The following is an 18,243-nucleotide window of genomic DNA, read 5'->3' on the forward strand; positions in this document are numbered from 1 at the left end:
AACCTGCGTCATGGGGTGTCGGTCTGCGAACCACAATAGGGGACCGCTCCGACACTTCGAGGAGCCGGTTCTCAGGCGTGCGGTGCCGGCCGACGGCGTCGGGTAGGGGCGCCGGTGAGCGCCTTGTGGTCGATCAACCAGTCGAGGCTGACGTCGGCGTCCCCCAGTTCGGCCACCAGGATGCGCGCGCAGGCCAGGGCGTCGGCGTCGGCCTGGTGGTGGGCGAAGGACTCGGAGGGGAAGTAGTGCCGGAACACCTGGTCGAGCTTCATGGTGCCGCGCGGCCACCCCAGCACGCCCTGGGCGATCCGGTAGGTGCACAGTCTGGGGGAGTCCAGGGTGGGAGTGCCCAGCTCGACGGCCAGCGCATTCCAGACGCTGAAGTCGAAGGCCATGTTGTGGGCGACCACCGGCCCGTCCCCGCACATATCCAGGTAGTCGTCGACCACCTCCTGCCAGCCCGGGGCGTCGGCGACCTCGTCGGGATGGATGCCGTGGATCGAGACATTGATCGGGTGGAAGTAGTCCCGGCCGGGCGGAGGGCGCAGCAGGTCGACGCGGGAGTCGAGGATGGTGCCGTCCTCGTCCATCGTCACCGCCGCGATCGAGCAGGCCGACGCCCGCGACGGGTTGGCTGTCTCGAAATCGATGGCGGTGAAGGTGGTCATGGCCTCCCAGTCTGCCCCCGATCCCCGGGAACCTGCGCATCAGGGCCGCACTGTTCGCCCGGGTCTGGGATGAGACGATCGGGACATGGATGATCTGGCCCAGGTGTTCCGGGAGGCCGAGCGGGCGGTGTTCTTCGGCGGCGCCGGGGTGTCCACCGAGTCGGGGATACCGGACTTCCGCTCTGCCGGCGGGCTGTACACCACCTCCCACGACCTGCCCTTCCCGCCCGAGTACATGCTCAGCCACGACTGCTTCGTCGAGCATCCGGCGATGTTCATGGACTTCTACCGGACCTATCTCGTGCACCCGACGGTGCGGCCGAACAGGGCCCACCGGGCGCTGGCGGAGCTGGAGAGACGGGGGAGTCTGGCAGCCGTGGTGACGCAGAACATCGACGGTCTGCACCAGGAGGCGGGGTCCGAACGGGTCATCGAGCTGCACGGCTCGGTGCACCGCAACCACTGCCTGGAATGCCGTCGCCACTACGGGTTGGACGCAATTCTCGGGTCTGCGGGGGTGCCGCGCTGCCAGGCCTGCGGCGGGATGATCCGCCCCGATGTGGTGCTGTACGGGGAGACTCTCGACGAGACGGTGATCCACGACGCGCTGCAGGCGGTCGCAGAGGCCGACGTGCTGGTGGTCGGCGGCACCTCGCTCAACGTCTACCCGGCGGCCGGGATGCTGCAGTACTTCCAGGGCCGGGAGATGGTGCTGATCAACCTGGAGGCCACCCCCTATGACGATCAGGCCGATCTGGTGATTCACCGCAGGCTCGGCGAGGCCCTCGGGGAGGCGGTCGGGGTCGAGTAGTCGCGTGTTGGTCGTGGGATGTGAACGGCTGTTCGGGCAGGAGCGTCGGCAGCTTCAGGGGGTGGCCGGGGACCGGCCCGGCAGGCGGTGATGAGAAGTTGTCAGACCCCATCAGTAATGTGTCTGCTGTCAACGATGACGCGACCTCGGGAGGTCACTGATGAAACGGCACGGACTGCGCGATCGGGCGCTGGGTTCCTCGCCGCTGTCATCCGCGGCGCGAACCGGGACGAGGCCGGCGCCGCAGCTTCAGGCCCGCACCTCGGGGCCGTTGTGGGAACGGGTCTGTCCGGAGCGGGAGACGACGGGCGACGAGCCGGCGGAGTTGGTGGTGTCGGAGGAGTCGACGCCGGCCGGTGTCGATGTGTCGACGAGCGCCACCGAGGTGCTGGCGGACTCCGCCGAGGTGCTGGTCCGCTCTGCCGATGTGGCGACGGAGGCTGTCGGGTCCGCGCCTGACGCCGTCGAGTCCGTGCCGGACACCATGGAGTCGGTGGGCGGAGCGCCGGTCGCAACTCGTCCACTGCCGACCCGTCCAGCACCGAGCAGTCCGGCACTGAGCAGCCCAGTCGCGAGCGCGGTGGCTGAGCGTGCGCCGCTGACCATCGGCCCGGCCGCGAGTGCGCTTGTCGGCAGCGGCCCCGCCAGAAGGGCGCCCTCCCACGGTGAACCGGTCCTCGATCTGCCCGGCGACGTCACCGATGATCCCTGGACCCTGCGGCCCGGAACCACGCTGCGCAGATGGCAGCGGGATGCGTTGGAGGCGTGGCGCACCGCACAGCACATCGGCATCGTGCAGGCGGTCACCGGCACCGGCAAGACTCTGGTCGGCGTCGTCGCGATCGCCACGGCACTGAAGGCCGGCATGCGGTGCGTCGTGCTGGTACCGACCGATCAGCTGGTCAAGCAGTGGACGCGGGTCCTGCACCGGTTCCTCCCCGAGGCCATGGTGGTGCAGAAGGCGCAGGAGGCGCCGATCTGGGATGTCCGCGTCTCGACCGTGCAGACCGCCATGAACCGGAACTTCCAGTCGCGCCGGGAGAGCGCCATGCTGGTGGCCGATGAGTGTCACCGGTACGGCGCTCCCGGCTACGCACGGGCCCTCCAACGCGGGTACGTGTGGCGGCTGGGTCTCAGCGCCACCGCCGAGCGGGAGGACGACGGCGACCAGATCCTGCGCTCCTACTTCCGGGGGATCTGCTTCGACGTCGACTACCGCCGGGCGGTCGACGACCATCTCATCGCTCCCTACGACATCGCCCTGGTGGGGGTGCCGCTGGGGGCCGGGGAACGGGCCGAGTACGAGGAACTCACCGAGGACATGAGCCGCCAGGCGATGCGGCTACGCGATCTTGCCGGTGTCCCCGCCGAGCCCTTCTCCGCCTTCATGTCCACCGTCAGCGACCTCGCCAATGACTGGTCGTCGTCCTGGCGGGGGCTGGCGCGCAGCTACCTCGCGAAGTTCGCCCGGCGCCGGGATCTGCTGGCGGTCACCCAGATGAAGCAGCAGGCCCTGGGCATTCTCACCCCGGTGGTCAACCGGTCGCACGGGTCGTTGATCTTCACCCAGACCAAGGAGTCGGCCCACCAGGCCGCCACCCTGCTGGCCGACGCGGGGGTGTGGGCCGGTGAGGTGCACTCCGGGCAGGGGGCCGAGGCGCGCGAGGAGAAGATGTTCGAGTTCGCGGCCGGAGGCACGAAGGCTCTGGCCGCTCCTCGGGTCCTCGACGAGGGGGTCGACGTGCCCGACGCCGACTTCGGCGTCGTGCTGGCCTCCAACCGGTCGCGGCGTCAGATGATCCAGCGGATGGGCCGGGTGCTGCGGCTCAAGGAGGACGACCGGCCGGCCCGGTTCGTCATCATGTACGCGATCGACACCGTGGAGGACCCGCACCATCTGGGGAGGATGCCCGACTTCTTCCACGGATGCCTGCCCTGTGCGCGCGAGTGGGAGGAGTTCGATCTCAGCCTCCCCGGTGAGTCGGTCCGGCTTCTCGAGTTCCTGGGAGTCGATGACGCCAAGCCGGCATGGGAGACCGATCGGGAGACACTCATCGGGCCGTCCCACCAGTCGCCGGCCGACGACGGAGCCGGTACGGGGCGGAGCGTTGGCCCCGAGGACGGGCCGGGGCTTGCCCAGGGGCCCACCGCTCCGGTACCGACCGCCGAGGTGACGTCGACCCTGCCGGGTGCCGGCGGACGTGCTGCCGGCGACTCTCCTCGCCCGGTCGGTGAGAACGACGAGTTGACGGTCACTGTCGAGGCCGCCGGGAGGAACCGTGACAGGGCGAGCAGACTCAGACGGGCCAGTACTGAGGGGGACGACGGCGAGGAGCTCCTCGGCGACGTCATCGTCACCGATGACATCGTCCACGACTACCTGCTGAGCATCAAGCGGTACCCGCTGCTGGAAGGACGGGAGGAGGAGGTCCTCCTGGCCCGACGCATCGAGTGCGGCATCTATGCCGCCCATCTGCTGGAGACCGGAAGCTGGAGTGCTGCTGCCAGCCGTGAGGAGTTGCAGCTGCTGGCGGATCAGGGAGCCGCGGCCTTCCGTCGCTTCGTCGTCTCCAACCTGAGACTCGTGGTGTCTGTTGTCAAGCGCTTCACGGACTCGAGACTGGAACTCATCGAACGCATCCAGGAGGGCAACACCGGACTCGTCCGAGCCGTGGAGAAGTTCGACCACACGCACGGGTTCAAGTTCTCCACCTATGCCACGTGGTGGATCAAGCAGGCAGCCACCAGGGCCGAGGCTGATCAAGGTTCCACGATCCGGATGCCGGTGCACTTCGTGGAGACGGTCAACAAGGTCCGGCGATGGTTGGGGGCGCGGGACCTGAGCATGTCCGAGGGAGCCACGGCCTTCCCCGACGGGATCCCGGAACTGGAGGTATCGAAGGAGGAGCTTGTCCGGATCAGCCGCCTCGGCCGTCCCTTGGTGAGCATCGACGGGTTGCGGGACCTGGTGGACGACTCGATTCCGATGCACCCCCTCAACGGGTCTGAGCCCGTGGTGCCCGGTGCCGGGGGCGACCCGAACCTGGAGTTCGCGTACAAGGCCTTGGCGGAGTTAGAGGATGAGGACCCGCGGGCCTGCCGGGTGCTGCTCATGCGATGGGGTCTGGAGACTGGTGAGGCCGAGACTCTGGACACCGTCGGCTACGCGATCAAGCTCACTCGTGAGCGGATCCGTCAGATCGAGAAGGCCGCGATCCTGCGGCTCCGGGAGATCCTGCTCGAGATGGCGAAGGGTCAGGAGCTTGCGGAGAATCGTCCGCGGTTCTACATCGACCCGTTCGCAGTGCCGCGGGTGAGAAAGAGGAAGCTCACACCCGCACGATCGCGTCGGCTCTGTCACAGGTAGCGCGGATGAGGACGGCGTTGCGCTCGTCGGGGCCCGCCGCCCAGGCGATGGCGGCGTCATGGGACTTGCCGAACCGTTCATGGCGGGCCGCCAGACGCCGCATCCGCAGATCCTCGTCGACGTCGACGTACCAGATCTCGTCCATCAACCCGTGCGCCCGGCACCACGGCTCCTCCTCGAGGAGCAGGTAGTTGCCCTCGATGATCACCAGCGAGGTCGAGCACTCCACCGGGATCGCCCCGGTCACCCCGTTGTGGAGCTCACGCCGGTAGGCCGGCGCATAGGTGATCGGCTCGGTCGCGTCCGCCAGGCGTCTCACCATGGAGACGAATCCCCACGCGTCGAAGGTGTCGGGAGCCCCCTTGCGATCGACCCGACCCAGTTCCTCCAGCCGCGACTGCGCCAGGTGGAAGCCGTCCATCGGGACGACGGCCGCCTCGGTCCCCAGAGCCGAGGACAGCGTCGCCCCCAGGGTGGATTTGCCCGCCCCCGGCTCACCGGTGATCCCCAGCAGAACCCGCCCGCCTCGCCGTGCCAGCACACGGGCCCGATCGATCGCCCCGCTGGTCGTCAACTCCATCTCAGCTCCCACTGGCTAGATCCGCACCGCCTCAACCTCACCGCATCAAGCCGGCTGCCTCAAGCCGACTGCCTCAACTCGTGCTGCCTCGACTCGCATCGTGCGGGACAGTTCCGGCCGGACGGTCGACGGCGAACGCCAGGTGCGGCATGTCCACCCCGCGGTAGTGCTTCACGAACCGGCCGCGCACCGTCATGCCCAGACGGATCGCCACATTCATCGAGGCGATGTTCGTGTCGCGCACCTGGGCGTAGATCCGCTCGGCCCCGAGCTCACCGAAGCCATGATCACGACAGGCGGCGGCCGCCTCGGTGGCGTACCCGTGGTGCCAGAAGGAGCGGTTGAACAGGTAACCGACCTCCACGACGTCCTCGTCGAGGATCCGCTGCCGGGTCAGTCCGCACTGTCCGATCATCTGCCCGGTTCCCCGCAGCAGCACGGCCCACAGCCCGATCCCCTCATCGCGGTAGCGGGCGAGCATGCGATCCAGCCAGCCGACCACCATCGCATCGGTGAACGCACCCTGGTAGGCGACCATCGTCTCCTCGTCCTGCATGATCGCCCGGAGCGCCGGCAGATCATGGACGCTCATCTCGCGGAGTTGCAGGCGCTCCGTCTCGACAATCACGTGGTGATCCTAACCGCACCGTCTGCTCGCTACTGTGGCCGCCATGGCAACCTTCGATCCGGCGGATCTCGCCCAGGTCCGCGCCGCCGCCGAGGCGGGAAAGCGCAGCCTGGGCGCCGGACCGAGGACCGCGATCGTCGCCGAGACCACCCTCACGGCGGCCGAACTGCACCCCGGCGCTCCCGAGGTGAGGGTCCGGATGCTCAGCCCGAGCAGCGAACCGCGCGGGCTGATGATCTACATCCACGGCGGCGGCTGGGTGATGTACTCCATCGACCACTACGACCGGCTCGCCCGCCATCTCGCCGATCTGACCGGGTGGGCGGTCGTCATGATCGACTACCCGATCGCACCGGAGCACCACTTCCCCGAGCCCCTGGACTGTGCATGGGAGGCGATCGGCTGGCTCGAGGGTCCCGACGGTCGGGCCTGGCTGGACACCGAGATCGCGGTGCCGTCCCGCCGTGTGCTGGCCGGTGACTCCGCCGGCGGGAACATCGCTGCCGCCTGTCTGCTGCGCGCTCTCGATGGGAATGGGGCCCCCAGGGACCCTCGGAGCCCCCGGTCCGAAGTGGGCCCCAGCTCCCCGCAGATCCGACGGAACGTTGGGAACCATCCGTCCTTCGACGCTGCGCTGCTGGTCTATCCGGTTCTCGATCATGATCTGGACCGGCCCAGTTACTTCCGTGCGCTGTTCCCTGCCGACATCGAGCGCGACGAGATGCGCGTCTGCTGGGACCTCTACTGTCCCGATCCCGCACTGCGGGAGCAGCCCGACGCCTCGCCGCTGCGCGCCGCCAGCCTTGCCGGACTGCCCCCGACGATGCTCATCACCGCCGAGGGGGATGTCCTCAACAGTGAGATCGAGGTCTATGCCGCACGCCTGGGGGAGGCCGGAGTTCCGCTGGTCACCGGGCACTTCGCTGGGATCGGTCACGGCTGTCTCAACCTGTGGGGGTACAGCGCCGAGGTGGACCGGGTGATCGGCCAGATCGGCCGGTGGCTGGAGGGTGTCGAGGGGCGCTGAGCGCCGTCGAGGGCGGTGTTCCGGCGTGTGGAGTGAACATTTCACTCGCGGAACTGCCCGTTTTCGCCTGCGGAGGGCGGGAAGACCCCCATTGGCGAGTGAAAGGTGCACCTATCCCGGACACAGCGAAGGCCCCGGTGTGGTGTTCCGGCGTGTCGGGGGAGTCAGGGCTCGTTGAGGGCAGTGTTTCGGCGTGTGGAGTGAACATTTCACGGTCAAGTCTCATGAGGTGGTGTTCTTTGATCAGGCGGTCAGGGGCAGAGCGTGAGGCTGGGGCTCATCGGTGTTGTTGAGGGCGTCGACGAGGCGGCGCATGGAGGTCTCGGAGAGGTAGCGGCGTTCCCCGTACTGCCATTCCTCGTGCTGCTCCTGGAGCACGGCTCCTACCAGCCGGGTGACCGATTCACGGTCGGGGAAGATCTGGACCACGTCGGAGCGGCGTTTGATCTCCCGGTTGAGCCGTTCGATCGGATTGTTGGACCAGATCTTGACCCAGTGCTCGGGCGGGAACCCGGTGAACGCGGTCAGGTCGGGCTCCGCGGCATCCATCATCTTTGCGATCTCGGGGAACGGGCCGGCCAACGATTCGGCGACTTGGCGGTACTGGGCCTTCAGCGCGTGCGGGGTGGTCTGGGCGAAGACCGCCGAGATCAGGGCGTTGACCGGCTTGGCCGCTCTACTGCCGAGCTTCTGGGTCACATTGCGGGCGAAGTGCACTCGGCATCGTTGCCAGCCGGCGCCGGGCAGGATGGCCTTGACCGCATTACGGATGCCGCCGTGGGCATCCGAGGTGACCAGCACGACACCGAGGGGATCGGTCTCGGTGGAAACCTTGAGACCCCGGTCGCGCAGGCTGCGCAAGAACTGTGTCCAGAAGTCGGTGGACTCGGTGTCCCCCACGCTCATGCCCAGGATCTCGCGGCGTCCCTGCCCCGAGACCCCGGTGGCCACCACCACGGCCTGAGAGACCACGCGGCCGTGCAGGCGCACGTCGAGGAAGGTGGCATCCAGGTACAGGTAGGGGAACCAGGTGTGGTCCAGTGGGCGAGTGAGGAACTCGGTGACGGTCTGATCGATGTCGGCACACACTCGGGAGACTGTGGCCTTCGAGATCCCCGACTCGTTGCCCAGGGCGTGCATCAACTGGTCGACCTTGCGGGTGGAGACCCCGTCGACCCAGGCTTGGGCGACCACGGCGTAAAGGGCCTTGTCGACCCGGCGGCGGGGGTGGAGCAGGGCCGGGAAGAACGATCCCTGACGCAGTTTGGGGATCTCCAGGTTCACCTCGCCGGCCGGGGTCTCCAGGGTCTTGGATCGGGACCCGTTACGCCTGGTCGTTCGGGCGGAGCTGCGTTCGTAGCGACCGGCACCGATCTTGGCGGTGGCCTCGGCGTCGATCAGGTCCTGCAGGCCGGCCTGCAACAGGCGACGGAAGACTTGGTCGTGGGCCATGTCAGGATCGTCGAGGAGTTCCGTGAGCAGGGTTGACAGGGCAGACTGGTTCTGGGTCATCGCGGTGGCTTCTTTCTAGATTCTTGGTCGTTGATAGAGACGGGTACCGCGGTGACCCCTCAACGTCTCAGACCCGCTGGTCGAGCGCCCCAGCGATCACCACAGATTTGACACCACCATAAGAGACGCGATCCATTTCACTCGCGGAACTGCCTGTTCTCGCCCGCAGAGGGCGGGAAGACCCCCATTGGCGAGTGAAAGGTGCACCCATCCTGGGCGCAGCGAGGCCCCGGGGCGGTGTTCCGGCGTGTCGGCGGCCTCAAGGGCCGGTGAGCCGCCGTTGAGGGCGGTGTTCCAGCGTGTTGGGGGCGTCAGGACCCGTTGGGCGCGGTGTTTCGGCGTGTGGAGTGAACATTTCACTCGCGGAACTGGGGTTTCCGCGCTCGGGATCGCGGGAAGGCCCCATTGGCGAGTGAAAGGTGCACCCATCCCGGGCACGGTGAAGGCCCGGGCACAGCGAAGGCCCCGGCGCCACAAAGCGCCGGGGCCTTCGCCGAGATCAGGAAAAGCGGTGCGGAGGGGCTCAGATGACGTTGACCAGGTCGCACACGAAGACGAGGGTCTCCTTGGGGGCGATGACCCCGGGAATCCCGCGCTCGCCGTAGGCCAACTGGTAGGGGATGGTGAGCTTGCGGCGCCCACCCACCTTCATTCCCTGCACGCCGGTGTCCCAGCCGGGGATGACCTGGCCGACGCCGAGCTGGAAGGACAGCGCCTCCCCGCGGTTGTAGGAGGCGTCGAACTCCTTGCCGTTGCTGAGGGCGACACCGACGTAGTGCACATCGACGAGGTTTCCGGCCGCGGCCTCGGGGCCGTCGCCGACGGTGATGTCCTCGATCACGAGATCGTCGGGGGCGGAGTCGGGCAGGGTGACTTCAGGCTTCTGCATGGCGCCCACCCTACGGGGAGCCGCCAGGACCCGGTCAACCCCGCACGCCGGCACCTCCAGCCTCACCCGAGGTTGCGGAACACCGGGATCCCACCGGTCGACATCTCGGGCACGTACCGGTAGCCGCCCAGGTCGAACCGGGTGATCCCGCGGGCCGATCGGACCCGCTGGCGCACCAGCCAGCCGGCCATCAGCCCCCGGGCCCGCTTGGCCGAGAAGGAGATCACCCGCCAGCGGCCCGACGGGTCGCGGTCCTCGAACCGCGGAGAGACGACCCGTGCCGCCAGCCCCGGCACCGACGCATTTCCCGCCGCGAACCGCTGCGACAAACCCTCCAGGTCCACCGCCCGGGAGTACTCCGCCGAGGCCAGATTGACGATCACCCTCGCCCCGGGGGAGGAGGCGAGATCCTCGGCGACCGCACGGGTGAGGCGCGGGCGCCAGAACGAGTACAGATCGGGTCCGCGGTGGTTGGCGACCCGCACTCCCATCTCGAGGCGGTAGGGCTGGATGAGATCCAGCGGACGCAGGATCCCGTACAGCCCCGACAGGATCCGCAGGGTCTTGCCGGCCTCGGTCCAGTCCCTCTGGTCGAAGGTCCGCGGAGCCATCGCCTGATAGACCGCCCCGTTGAAGGTGAGCGCCGCCGGTCGGGCATTGGCGGGGGTGAAGGGCCACTCGAAGGACCGGTAGCGGTCCTGGTTGAGTACCGCCAGCTCCTCGGAGATCCCCATCATCTCCCGCAACTGCGCGGTCGACCTGGCGGCCATGATCTGGACCAGCTCCTCGGTCTGCTCCAGATACCGGGGCAGGGTCGATCGCCGGGTCGTCAGCGCCGACTCCAGATCGAGGGACTTCGCGGGGGAGACGACAATGAGCACGTCCCGAAGACTAGCCAATCGGCAGCAAGTACTGAACGACGATGCCGCCGGAGGGCCCTTCCGGCGGCATCGTCGCCAGAGCGGGGAGCCAGACTCCGGGGCTGGCCCGCGGACGGGCTACGGTCTGGCCATGGTGAAGTACCCTGGCCGTGCCATGGGCTCGCGACGTCGAGGTCTGCGAGATCTGCGGTGGCCTCGACTCCTGCTGGCCGTGCTGCTGCTCGCCTCCGGGCTGACCGTGGCGCCCAGCCAGGTGGCGGTGGCATGCGCCTGCGGGGGGATCGCCACCGACCCCGGATCCCAGACCAGGGTCTCCCGGGAGGCCGCGGTGATCGTCTTCGACGGTCGCACCGAGCGGATCGACATGACCCTGTCCATGACCAGCTCTGACGTGCGTTCTGCCGCCTGGCTGATGCCGGCCCCGGTGGGGACGAGGCTGTCCCTTGGGGCCACCGGGGTGATCGGCCGGCTCGACGCCGCCGCAGCGCCCAAGGTGGTGACCAGCACGAAACTGCGCCTGGTTCCGGGGCTCACCGCCCGCCAGGACCGCGACCAGGCCACGGCGCCGCGCGCCGACTCCGGCGTCGCGGTGGAGTCGCGGGTCAGGATCGGACCGTTCATCGTCACCACCCTGTCTGGGTCCCGGGCCGAGGCCCTGGACGACTGGCTGGTGGCCAACGGATTCACCACCCGGGCGAACCTGCTGCCGGTGGTCCAGAGCTACCTGGACGCCGGCTGGCGGATCAACGCCGTCAAACTCGTCCCCGAGGGGGCACCGACCCTCGGGTCCACGTTGCCGCCGTTGAGGATGACCTTCGCCACCACGACCGCCGTCTACCCGATGAAGATGTCAGGCCTGGCCGCCGCCGACCAGCAGGTGCGGATCCACCTGCTCGCCGCCAGTCGAATGGTCATCGACGTCCAGGCGGCGCCGAGCAGCCCCCTGGGGCTCGACTTCACCGGCCTCATCGACCCGGCCACCGCCGGTCTCGACAAGGGAATGCGGCCCGACGGGAAGGTCTGGTTGACCTCTTGGTCGGGCCGACTCGGGCCGCGGACCATCACCGACGACTACACCTTCAGGGGAGCCAAGGCTGACGAGCCCTTCCGCCGGGAGGTCGTGCAGGTGCGCTACATCGACATCCCGGTCTCGGTGCTCGCGCTGCCGGTGATCGGCCTGCTGGTGATCGCCGGACTGGGGCTGGCGTACCGGCGTCAGATGCTGCGGGTCAGCCGATCTGGTCGTCCGCGGTGATGTCCTCGGAGGCCTTGGAGAAGAGCTCGGCGAACAGGCAGGCGGAGTCGTGGCCGCCGGCCCCGTCGTCGCGCGCGATGAGCTCGGGAACCTGCTCGGAGCAGGCCGGCTGGGCGCGCCAGCACCGGGTGTGGAAGCGGCATCCCGACGGCGGGTTCGCCGGGGAGGGGACGTCGCCGTGCAGCACGATGATCTCCCGGCTCTCGCGGGCCTGCGGATCGGGCACCGGGACCGCCGACATCAGCGCCTGGGTGTACGGGTGGGTCGAGCGGTCGTAGATCTGGTCCTGATCGCCGATCTCCATGAACTTGCCCAGGTACATCACCCCGACCCGGTCGGAGATGTGGCGCACCACCGACAGGTCGTGGGCCACGAAGACGTAGGCCAGGTCCAGCTCCTTCTGGAGCTTGACCAGCAGGTTCACCACCTGGGCCTGGACCGAGACGTCCAGGGCGGAGACCGGCTCGTCGCAGACCAGCACCTTCGGGTTCAGCGCGATGCCACGGGCGATCCCGATGCGCTGGCGCTGACCTCCCGAGAACTCGTGGGGGTACCGGTTGATGTGCTCGGGATTGAGCCCCACCAGCTCCAGGAGCTCCTTGACGCGGTCGCGCCGCCTGGCGGCGGGCACCACCTCGGGATGGATCTTGAACGGCTCCCCGACGATGTCGCCGACGGTCTTGCGGGGGTCCAGCGAGGTGTACGGATCCTGGAAGACGATCTGGATGTCGCGGCGCAGGCGGCGCATCTCGGAGGCGCCGAGCCGGGTGATGTCCTTGCCCTGGAAGATGATCGACCCTGAGGTCGGCCTCTCCAGGCTCACCAGCAGTCGTCCCAGGGTGGACTTGCCGCAGCCGGACTCCCCGACGATGCCCAGCGTCTCGCCGGGGAACAGGTCGAAGGAGACGCCGTCGACAGCCTTGACGTGGCCCACGGTGTGGCGGATGAGTCCGCTGGTCAACGGGTAGTACTTCGTGAGGTCACGGGCCGACAGGATCGGCTCGACGCCGACATGGCGTGCCGCCCGGGTGGGTCCGGGGGTAGTCGTGGTGGCCGGGCTGGACGGGTTCGGATCAGACGCGCTCACGGTTGAGCACCTCCTCGGTGTGGTAGCAGGCCGCGAACCGGCCCTCCTCGACCTCGATGAACGGCGGCGCACCGGGGGTCCGGCACTGGTCGGTGGCGAACCGGCAGCGCGGATTGAAGGAGCAGCCGGTCGGCAGGTCGGTGAGGGAGGGCGGCAGACCGCCGATCGCGTAGAGCTGCTCGCCCTTCTGGTCGAGCCGGGGAATCGAGTCGATCAGCCCGACGGTGTAGGGGTGGGCCGGGTTGGCGTAGAGCCGACGGACGTCGCAGTGCTCGACGAACCGGCCGCAGTACATCACCGCGATGTCGTCGGCGACGTCGGCCACCACACCCAGGTCGTGGGTGATGAGGATGAGCCCCATCCCGGACTCCTCCTGGAGCTCCTTGAGCAGGGTCATGATCTGGGCCTGGACGGTGACGTCCAGGGCGGTGGTCGGCTCATCGGCGATGAGCACCCACGGGTTGAGGGCGATCGCCATCGCGATCATGATCCGCTGCCGCATGCCGCCGGAGAACTGGTGCGGGTAGTTGCCGGCCCGCTCCTTGGCGGCCGGGATCCGGACCCGGTCCATCAGCTTGACGGCCTCGGCCTCGGCGTCGGAACGGTTCATGCCGCGGTGGACGCGGAACATCTCGGCGATCTGCCAGCCGACCGGGAAGACCGGGTTGAGCGAGCTGAGGGCGTCCTGGAAGATCATCGCGATGTGGTCGCCGCGGACCCGGCGCATGTCCTTCTCGGACATCTTGAGCAGGTCGGTCCCGCAGTACTTCACCTCGCCGCCGGTGACGAAGGCGGGCGGGGAGTCGAGGATTCCCATCACCGCCTGGGCGGTCACCGACTTGCCGGAGCCGGACTCGCCGAGGATGGCGAGGGTCTCGTGCTCGGACAGGGTGAAGTTGACGCCGTTGATGGCCTTGGCCACCCCGTCGCGGGTCCGGAACTCCACGTGGAGGTCGTTGACCTCCAGGAGCCGGCCGTCGATCGGTGCGAGGTCCAGGCGTGTCGACTTTCGAGTCATGCGCTGCGTCCTTCCGATCAGTGGCGCTTGGGGTCGAAGGCGTTCTGGGCCGCCTCGCCGAGGAAGATGAAGGCGAGAACCGCCAGGGACAGGAACAGCGAGGGGAACAGCAGCATGTGCGGCGCCGACCTCACATATCCGAGACCGGAGGCGTCGGAGATCGACACCCCCCAGGAGATGGCCGGTTCCTGCAGGCCGATGCCCAGATAGCTCAGCGTCGCCTCGATGGCGATGTAGGTGCCCAGGTTGATGGTGGCGACCACCATCACCGGTGCCATCGCGTTGGGCAGGACGTGGCTGAGGATGATCCGCCAGGGACGGGCTCCCAGGGCGCGGGCCGCCTGGATGTAGTCGTGGGGCATCACCTGGAGCACCGAGGATCGCATCAGTCGGGCGATCGAGGGCCAGCCGAGGATGGCCAGGGCCGCGACCACCTTGAGGACCACCACGATGTAGGGGGTGCCCACCTGGTTGGGGAAGGTGTACAGGATGATGATCCCGCCCAGCAGCAGCGGGATGGCGTAGAAGATGTCCCCGGTGCGGCCCAGCAGGGTGTCGATCCAGCCGCCGTGGAATCCGGCGACCAGACCCACCAGCGACCCGATGATGGCGGTTCCCAGGGTGGCGAGGATGCCGACCAGGATGGAGGAGCGGGCGCCGTGGATGGTGCGGGCGTAGACGTCGCAGCCCTGCACGTCGGTGCCGAACCAGTGGACCGGGGAGGGCAGGTGGCGTGCCGCGGACAGGTCGCAGGCCCGCGGATCCTTGCTGGTGAAGACGCCGGGGAACAGCGCCATCACGATGAAGATGACGATGAGGACCGCCGAGATCCAGAACAGCGGGTCGCGGCGCAGATCCGACCAGGCGTCGGTCCACAGGGAGCGCGGCCTGGTGCCGGAGACCGGGCCCCCGGTGGTGGCGTCGATGCCGGTGAGATCGGCGTCGACGGCCGGTGCGGCCGATGCGGCGTCGGTCCCGAGGAACTCGGTGGTGTTCGGGTTGCTGTGCGGTTCAGTCATGGCTGATCCTCGGGTCGAGCACCCCGTACAGCAGATCGACGAGGAGATTGGCGAGCAGGTACACCAGCACCAGGCAGGTCACCGCTCCGACCACCGAGACGCCGTCTCGCTGATTGATCGAGCGGAAGATGAAGTTGCCGATGCCGTTGACGTTGAAGATGCGCTCGGTGACGATCGCACCGCCCATCAGGGCGCCGAAGTCGTAGCCGATGTAGGTGATTACCGGGATGAGGGAGTTGCGCAGGGTGTGGACGGTGACGGTGCGGAATCCCGACAGTCCCTTGGCCTTGGCGGTGCGCACGTAGTCGGCGTGCTGGTTCTCGATGAGGTTGGCCCGTGTCAGGCGGGCGACGTAGGCCACCGACAGAGCTCCCAGCACGAACCCTGGTAACACCAGCTGATTCCAGGAGCCGTCCCCGGCGGTCACCGGGAACCAGCCGAGCTTCATGCCGAAGACGAGCTGGGCCAGGGAGCCGATGACGAAGATCGGGATGGAGATGACCACCAGGGAGGAGACCAGGATGAGGTAGTCGAGGAAGCGTCCGTTGCGCACCCCGGCGATGACACCGGCGGTGATGCCGATGACGATCTCCACGAGAAGGGCGATGATGGCCAACTTCACGGTCACCGGGTAGCGGGCGGCCAGTTCGCTGACCACCGTGTTGCCGTAGAAGTTCACGCCCAGATCGCCGCGCAGCAGCTTGCCCATGTACAGGCCGTACTGGACGATCAGCGGCTGATCGAGGTGGTACTCGTGGCGGAAGGCCGCCACATATGCCGGCGGGCACGGCCGCTCGCCGCAGCGCCCGGCGGTGGGATCGCCCGGCAGGGCGAAGACCAGGCAGAACAGGATGAAGGTGGCACCGATGACCACCGGGATCATCTGCAACAGCCGTCTGATGACGTATTTCAGCACTTCTGTCTCCTCACAACCGGGGACGGTCCGCCGGAGCTCTGTCCGGCGGACCGTCCGTGGTCACACCATGTGGGTCACTTGACGCTGATGGCGGTCAGGTCGATCGTGCCGAACGGGGTGAGTTTGACGTTGGTCACCTTGGTGGACCAGGCGAAGGGGGTCGACACGGTCCACAGCGGGATCGCCGGGATCCGGGTGGCCAGCATGGCCTCGGCATCCTGGTACAGCTTGTTGGCCTGGGCCTCGTCGGGGGCGGCGGCCGCCTCCTTCAGCTTCGCGTCGAACTCCTTGTTGGAGTAGTCGCCGTCATTCGAGGACGCCCCGGTGGCGTACAGCGGAGTGAGGAAGTTCTCGATGGACGGGTAGTCCATCTGCCATCCGGTGCGGAAGAAGCCCATCAGCTCGCGCTTGGTGACCTGATCGCGCAGGGTCTTGAAGTCAGGGGTGACCTTGAGCTGGCAGTTGAGACCGAGGTCGTTCTTCCAGCCGTTGCACACGGCCTGGGACCAGGCCTTGTGGTCGCCGTCACCGTTCACCGCGATGGTGAGGGTGCCCTTGTAGCCTCCGGCCTTGTCGTAGAGGGCCTTGGCCTTGGCCTTGTCGTAGGTGCACCACTGACCGCACTGGCCCTTCTTGTACCCGTCGACCACCGGGGAGACCCAGCCGTCGGCAGGGGTGCGCGAACCGGCGAAGATCTGCTTGGTGACGGTCGCCCGGTCGATGTCCATGCTCAGGGCCTTGATGAGGTCCTGGTTCTGGAGCTGCTTGTCCTTGCTGGACGCCGTGATGGTCTGGGTCACGCCGGACTGGCGGATGCCCCACCGGTTCGGCAGATCGTTCTTCCACTGGTCGTTGGTGAGCTGATCGGTGGGGATCAGGTCGGAGACGTCCAGGTTGTTGGCCACGACGTCGTTGTAGGCCGGGCCGGCGTCGTTGTAGACCTTGTAGGTCACCTGGTCGACGTGGGCCTTGTTCTTGCCCGAGTAGTCCGCGTTCTTCTTGAGGACGATCTGGGTCGCGGTGTTCTGGGTGATGGTGAACGGACCGGCGCCGATCGGGGACTTCTCCCACTTCTTGTTCGTCGGATCCTTGAGGAAGGCGTCCGGCAGCGGGGCGAAGGCGGTGTAGCCCAGGCGCACCTTGAGGTTGGAGACCTTCTCGGTGGTGGCGATGGTGAAGGTGTGGTCGTCGACGACCTTCAGCCCGGACATCGTGGTGGCCTTGGGCTTGGTCTTGCACTCCTCATCGGCGCACTGGACATCGGTGTATCCGGCGATGGGCTCGAAGAAGTAGGCGTTCTGCTGGGCGTTGGGGCCGTAGGCGTCCCAGTTCCAGGCGTCGACGAAGTTCTTCGCCTTGACCTCGGTGCCGTCGGAGAACTTGTAGCCCGGGTTGAGCTTCACCGTGAAGTTCTGGTTGTCGGTGGTGTCGATCGACTTGGCGATGTCGAGCTCGGGGGCCGCGGTGTCGGAGTTGTAGTGCACCAGCTTGGCGGTGACGGCGTCCAGGACGTTTCCGCCGCAGACCTCATTGGTGTCGGCGGGGATGAGGGGGTTCTGCGGGGTGCAGCCGCGGACGGTGACCGAACCGCCGTCCTTGGCGGGTCCGCTGGCACCGGCCGGCTGGGAGGCGCTGCTGGAATCATTCGGGGCGGCAACGTCCTGACCGCAGCCCGCGAGCAGCATCACCCCCGACAGGGACAGCGCCACGAGTGGCGAGGTTCTACGCATCAGTGTCTCCTCGGAGAGGGGTAGAGCGGAGCCGGTCTGGTTCCGCTGACCGTCCCGGTGCACTCGAAACTGTGTGCCTGGGGACGGACTTCGCCTGAGTTTGCCCTGAGTCCGCGAGGCTGATGTCAGGTTTCATCGTTGCGACACAGCATCGTTAGCAATTTGCAACCAACGACTGGCACAGTGCGCCATCCGTGCGAGATTGCTCACGTGGTGTCGGGGATGCGGCTCTCCTTGGCGCGGATGAGGTCGATGGTGACGACGGTGCCGATCATCGCCCCGCGGTGAAGCGGAGGAAGATCGGGGGCCAGTTGGAGGAGGTACCGGTCGCCTCCCATCAGGGCTGCGGACAGACCGGCCATCCGCCGGGCCACCCGGGCGGCGACCGCCTGTCCCTGACTGATGGTGAACTCGAGACCGAACAGGGAACCGGCGCACTGCAGGACGCTGCCGTCGCTGAGCTCGACCCGGAGCTTGCGGGACAGCACGGAGAACTCCTTGGTGATGGTGGCCATCGGGACGCCGTTTCCGTCGCTGACGGTGAAGGTGTCGCGGGACAGGACGTTCACCGGATCGGAGAGCCGCAACACTGGGCTCCCGTTCTCCAGGACGGTGAGTTCCCGTGATCCGGCGAACAGCCGCGACATCGTCGATCCCTCGGTGTGGATCGAGGCCAGCTGTCGGCCGCCGGTGTCGCAGATGGCGAAGTCGTTGGCGAGGAAGGAGCGGATCTGCTGCAGGACGAGGACGTTCTGGTCGACGAGAGCCATGGGGACATCGTCTCGTGCCCGGCGGGACGAGCCGGGAGGACACACCGTCGCGAATTTTGTCAGGTAGTTGACAATTTGGGTTCCG

Annotated in this window: 17 protein-coding genes; 4 read left to right on the forward strand and 13 right to left on the reverse strand. The window is 67.7% G+C overall.

The annotated features are described in order from the left end of the window. Window positions 1–71 precede the first annotated feature (71 nt). On the reverse strand, window positions 72–668 hold the full coding sequence (locus tag FEZ32_RS06155) for an exonuclease domain-containing protein (RefSeq protein WP_138680221.1): 597 nt from the start codon (window positions 666–668) through the stop codon (window positions 72–74). Window positions 669–753: 85 nt separating this feature from the next. Between FEZ32_RS06155 and FEZ32_RS06160 the strand changes: the two genes are divergently transcribed. Then, window positions 754–1,479 carry an NAD-dependent protein deacylase gene (locus FEZ32_RS06160; protein WP_138680222.1) on the forward strand — a complete coding sequence of 242 codons (726 nt, stop codon included), beginning with the start codon at window positions 754–756 and terminating at the stop codon, window positions 1,477–1,479. 249 nt (window positions 1,480–1,728) lie between these two features. On the opposite strand, the gene FEZ32_RS13525 is transcribed toward FEZ32_RS06160, so the two are convergent. Continuing rightward, a complete protein-coding gene (locus FEZ32_RS13525; protein ID WP_175415743.1) occupies window positions 1,729–1,965 on the reverse strand; it encodes a hypothetical protein in 237 nt (78 codons plus the stop codon). A gap of 94 nt (window positions 1,966–2,059) precedes the next feature. Here FEZ32_RS13525 and FEZ32_RS06165 point away from each other — a divergent pair, with 94 nt between their 5' ends. Beyond that, complete coding sequence (locus FEZ32_RS06165; protein WP_175415744.1) at window positions 2,060–4,846, forward strand: sigma-70 family RNA polymerase sigma factor; 2,787 nt, start codon at window positions 2,060–2,062, stop codon at window positions 4,844–4,846. Here FEZ32_RS06165 and FEZ32_RS06170 read toward each other — a convergent pair. Next, window positions 4,809–5,426 carry a nucleoside/nucleotide kinase family protein gene (locus FEZ32_RS06170; RefSeq protein WP_138680224.1) on the reverse strand — a complete coding sequence of 206 codons (618 nt, stop codon included), beginning with the start codon at window positions 5,424–5,426 and terminating at the stop codon, window positions 4,809–4,811. The two genes, FEZ32_RS06165 and FEZ32_RS06170, sit on opposite strands and share 38 nt — an antisense overlap. Before the next feature lie 73 nt (window positions 5,427–5,499). Further along, the gene (locus tag FEZ32_RS06175) at window positions 5,500–6,054 is read right to left on the reverse strand and encodes a GNAT family N-acetyltransferase (protein WP_138680225.1); all 555 of its coding nucleotides are present in this window, start codon (window positions 6,052–6,054) and stop codon (window positions 5,500–5,502) included. Window positions 6,055–6,097: 43 nt separating this feature from the next. On the opposite strand from FEZ32_RS06175, the gene FEZ32_RS06180 reads away from it, so the two are divergent. Then, entirely contained in the window at window positions 6,098–7,081 is a 984-nt protein-coding gene (locus FEZ32_RS06180; RefSeq protein ID WP_138680226.1) for an alpha/beta hydrolase, read from the forward strand. Window positions 7,082–7,324: 243 nt separating this feature from the next. Here FEZ32_RS06180 and FEZ32_RS06185 read toward each other — a convergent pair whose 3' ends face one another. The 3 genes from FEZ32_RS06185 to FEZ32_RS06195 all read right to left on the reverse strand — a co-directional run bounded on the left by FEZ32_RS06185 (window position 7,325) and on the right by FEZ32_RS06195 (window position 10,363). Beyond that, window positions 7,325–8,593: an IS256 family transposase gene (locus FEZ32_RS06185; RefSeq protein ID WP_138680211.1), complete on the reverse strand. Its 1,269-nt coding sequence runs from the start codon at window positions 8,591–8,593 to the stop codon at window positions 7,325–7,327. A 523-nt stretch (window positions 8,594–9,116) separates the two neighbouring features. Continuing rightward, window positions 9,117–9,482, reverse strand: a complete 366-nt coding sequence (locus tag FEZ32_RS06190) for an FKBP-type peptidyl-prolyl cis-trans isomerase (protein WP_097798246.1) — start codon at window positions 9,480–9,482, stop codon at window positions 9,117–9,119. A gap of 62 nt (window positions 9,483–9,544) precedes the next feature. Continuing rightward, the gene (locus FEZ32_RS06195; RefSeq protein ID WP_028702247.1) at window positions 9,545–10,363 is read right to left on the reverse strand and encodes a YaaA family protein; all 819 of its coding nucleotides are present in this window, start codon (window positions 10,361–10,363) and stop codon (window positions 9,545–9,547) included. A 130-nt stretch (window positions 10,364–10,493) separates the two neighbouring features. Between FEZ32_RS06195 and FEZ32_RS06200 the strand changes: the two genes are divergently transcribed. Continuing rightward, the gene (locus tag FEZ32_RS06200) at window positions 10,494–11,618 is read left to right on the forward strand and encodes a DUF2330 domain-containing protein (RefSeq protein WP_175415745.1); all 1,125 of its coding nucleotides are present in this window, start codon (window positions 10,494–10,496) and stop codon (window positions 11,616–11,618) included. Here the strand turns inward: FEZ32_RS06200 and FEZ32_RS06205 are convergent. The 6 genes from FEZ32_RS06205 to FEZ32_RS06230 form a co-directional block, all read right to left on the reverse strand. After that, window positions 11,593–12,615, reverse strand: coding sequence for an ABC transporter ATP-binding protein (locus tag FEZ32_RS06205; protein ID WP_244937964.1), 1,023 nt, complete (start codon window positions 12,613–12,615; stop codon window positions 11,593–11,595). The two genes, FEZ32_RS06200 and FEZ32_RS06205, sit on opposite strands and share 26 nt — an antisense overlap. A gap of 76 nt (window positions 12,616–12,691) precedes the next feature. Next, window positions 12,692–13,723, reverse strand: coding sequence for an ABC transporter ATP-binding protein (locus tag FEZ32_RS06210; protein ID WP_175415746.1), 1,032 nt, complete (start codon window positions 13,721–13,723; stop codon window positions 12,692–12,694). Between the two features lie 17 nt (window positions 13,724–13,740). Further along, entirely contained in the window at window positions 13,741–14,742 is a 1,002-nt protein-coding gene (locus FEZ32_RS06215; protein ID WP_138680229.1) for an ABC transporter permease, read from the reverse strand. Further along, window positions 14,735–15,625: an ABC transporter permease gene (locus FEZ32_RS06220; RefSeq protein ID WP_420809262.1), complete on the reverse strand. Its 891-nt coding sequence runs from the start codon at window positions 15,623–15,625 to the stop codon at window positions 14,735–14,737. The genes FEZ32_RS06215 and FEZ32_RS06220 overlap by 8 nt, the downstream gene beginning before the upstream one ends. Window positions 15,626–15,732: 107 nt before the next feature. Continuing rightward, complete coding sequence (locus tag FEZ32_RS06225) at window positions 15,733–17,388, reverse strand: peptide ABC transporter substrate-binding protein (RefSeq protein WP_138680231.1); 1,656 nt, start codon at window positions 17,386–17,388, stop codon at window positions 15,733–15,735. Window positions 17,389–17,594: 206 nt separating this feature from the next. Then, complete coding sequence (locus FEZ32_RS06230) at window positions 17,595–18,158, reverse strand: LURP-one-related/scramblase family protein (RefSeq protein WP_138680232.1); 564 nt, start codon at window positions 18,156–18,158, stop codon at window positions 17,595–17,597. Window positions 18,159–18,243 lie beyond the last annotated feature (85 nt).

The sequence above is a fragment of the Acidipropionibacterium jensenii genome, assembly GCF_005890135.1.
In the GTDB taxonomy this organism is placed as follows: Bacteria; Actinomycetota; Actinomycetes; order Propionibacteriales; family Propionibacteriaceae; genus Acidipropionibacterium; species Acidipropionibacterium jensenii.